Source organism: Allobosea rubneri, assembly GCF_032464875.1.
Lineage (GTDB): Bacteria > Pseudomonadota > Alphaproteobacteria > Rhizobiales > Beijerinckiaceae > Allobosea > Allobosea rubneri.
This window is the reverse complement of the sequence record NZ_JAWDID010000113.1, coordinates 1-2,567: the sequence shown is the minus strand read 5'-3', so window position 1 is coordinate 2,567 and position 2,567 is coordinate 1. Positions and strand designations below refer to the sequence as shown.

The window sequence follows — 2,567 nt, the reverse complement described above, 5'->3', positions numbered from 1 at the left end:
CGATCCGGAGCCGGCGCGGCTGCGCAATCCAGACCAGCTCCGCCGCGCCGCCTCCTCGCCGCGAAGCATACTCAAGGGGTCAACATTGGACGCCGATCGGGGGGCAACTTTGCGGGCCGTTTGACACCACGCGCGATCTGCTCTTTGGGAACCCATCTGTTCTCCCGCTGTTGGGAATGAAGCAGCGCAGGAGCAAGCATGGCCGCTCAGATTGATCTCACCTCACTCTGGCACGGCGCTTTCGAGCGGCATCGGCGTAACGCCCGCTCCGTTGCGTCGAACAGGCGGAAGCGCTCGACCAATCCATTGCCGGGTGATCGCGATAGAGGTTCAACCAGCGTGATGGCTGCCCTGGCTGGCTCGCTCGGCCTGCTGCTCGCATTTCTGCTGGCGACGGGTGTTGGAGCCCGAAGCGCACGCGATCGGCATTATGACGGTAAGGCCGTCTCGCGAAGCGACCAGGGAAACCAAGCCTCCGCTCCCACCGAAATACCTTTCCCAGGCTGGAAGGAGATTTTTCGGCGCACTTACTTCGAAGTCGGGCGCGACCGCGTCCTGGCTGTCGCTGCTGGCGTGACCTTCTATGGCCTCTTGGCACTTTTCCCGGCGCTGACGGCTTTCGTGTCGCTCTATGGCCTCGCGGCCGATCCCGGAACCATCGCCGGTCACTTCGCCCTGTTGGATGGTTTCCTGCCGGCGGGCGCTCTCGACTTCCTCCGCGATGAGGTTGCTCGAATCCGCAGCAGCGGCGGCGCAACGCTTGGTTTGGCATTCTTCATCAGTCTCGCCGTTGCGATCTGGAGCGCCAATGCCGGCGTGAAGGCCTTGTTCGACGCACTGAACGTGGCCTATGGCGAAGATGACAAGCGAGACTTCTTCAAGCTCAACGCAATCTCGCTCGCCTTCACCCTCGGAATCCTGCTGTTCCTCCTGACGGCCCTGGGAGCGATCGCGGTGCTTCCCGTGGTTCTCGACTATCTCTATCTCGGCACCTTCAGCGAATGGCTCATCTCGGTCGGGCGCTGGCCGGTGCTATTCATTGTCCTCATGGCCGCTCTCGCCATCCTCTATCGGCTCGGCCCGAGCCGCGACGATGCCCAATGGCGCTGGGTCAGCCCAGGCGCCCTCTTCGCCGCAATTTCCTGGATCGCGGGCTCGATCGCATTTTCCTGGTACGTCGCCAATTTCGCCGACTACAACAAGACTTACGGCACGATCGGCGCGGTGATCGGCTTGCTGACGTGGATCTGGCTCTCCGCGACAATCTTGCTGATTGGAGCGGAATTGAACTCCGAGGCCGAGCGGCAGACAGATCGAGACACGACGAAGGGGCCGGCAATGCCTATCGGCCTGCGTGGGGCCGACGCCGCAGACCGAAAGGACTGAGCGATACGGTTGTCGAGCGGGCGGCGCCCTAATGCCCATCCAGGTTCAGGGTCACCGAATACACTTCCGCGCCGGCTGAGTTTTTCACGGTGACCGCCAGTTCCATATGATCTCCGTTCGGGAGCTTTTCGCGGTTCAACCCGGATAGGAGTTCCTTGGCGGCGTTCTTCGCGGCCTGATCGTCGGGCAGGTCAGTGCCCTCGTCGTCCAGCTCGACATGTCCGCCGTCTCGGGTGTGGAAGAAGTACTTGGGCATGTTTGTGAAATGCGATTCACAGCCCGGTGTTCCGACGCCATCTCAAATTTTGGAGCTGCGTCGAAGGTGCAGATAGTCGGGATCGAATTCAGCCAGTTCGCACAGGCCATTCCAGTCGAGAATGGTCAGCCGGCTTGAACGGACCCGAACCAGCCCAGCCTGCCGGATTTCGCGCAGTTTCTTGTTCATGTGGACGGTGGACAGTCCGAGCGCGTCGGCAATTTCTGACTGTGTGAGAGGCAGCTCGCATGTGACGCCGTCGGATAGCCCGATCGCGGTCATCTTGGTGATGAACTCGCAAAATAGATGAGCGATACGGCTCGGGGCCGAACGTCGGCCAATCCCGACCATCCACTCGCGATAGATGGAGGCCTCAACAAGGGTTTCGCGCCAGAATGCTTCGGCGATCCGGTAATAGGAACGCGTCAAGGATTTAACCGCCTCATGCGGGATGAAGCCAACGGTCGCCGGAGTCAGCGTTCCCAGATTGTGATCCATCTGCTCGACGAGCAGAGAATGAATATCCGGAATGTCGCCAGGAAGGTGCAGAGACAGGATCTGGCGCTGCCCGTCGCCGACAATCTTGTAGCGGCAGACCAGCCCTTCCGAGACGAGGCAGCACTGCTTGGTGCGCTCACCTTCGCTGACGATGTCCTGGCCGCCCTCGAAACGCTTCAGGGTCAACGGCAGGCGAAGCAGCTGTTCGCGCTCTTCGAACGGAAGGGGGGAGCTGGTCTCGAGCTTCCGAACCAGTCCTTGCAGATATTGTTCTTTATCCATCGGCCCTCTTCGGAATGAGGTGTCCGTCGTCAGATGATTTGAGGCTGTTTCGATGTCTCAGGAACGGAGGCTCTGGCTCATCTGGGTTTGAGGTTATGCGGCCTTCAGCTGATGCTGCAAGCGTCTCTGCTGGATGGTCTGGCGC

At 60.7% G+C, this 2,567-nt stretch carries 3 protein-coding genes; 1 reads left to right on the top strand and 2 read right to left on the bottom strand.

The window, feature by feature from the left end; all coding sequences use genetic code 11:
* Positions 1–198: 198 nt before the first annotated feature.
* Positions 199–1,386 carry a YihY/virulence factor BrkB family protein gene (locus tag RKE40_RS29420; RefSeq protein ID WP_316021703.1) on the top strand — a complete coding sequence of 396 codons (1,188 nt, stop codon included), beginning with the start codon at positions 199–201 and terminating at the stop codon, positions 1,384–1,386.
* Positions 1,387–1,414: 28 nt separating this feature from the next.
* Here the strand turns inward: RKE40_RS29420 and RKE40_RS29415 are convergent, their stop codons facing one another.
* A complete protein-coding gene (locus RKE40_RS29415; RefSeq protein ID WP_316021702.1) occupies positions 1,415–1,642 on the bottom strand; it encodes a DUF6894 family protein in 228 nt (75 codons plus the stop codon).
* A 42-nt stretch (positions 1,643–1,684) separates the two neighbouring features.
* A complete protein-coding gene (locus tag RKE40_RS29410) occupies positions 1,685–2,422 on the bottom strand; it encodes a Crp/Fnr family transcriptional regulator (RefSeq protein ID WP_316021701.1) in 738 nt (245 codons plus the stop codon).
* Positions 2,423–2,567 lie beyond the last annotated feature (145 nt).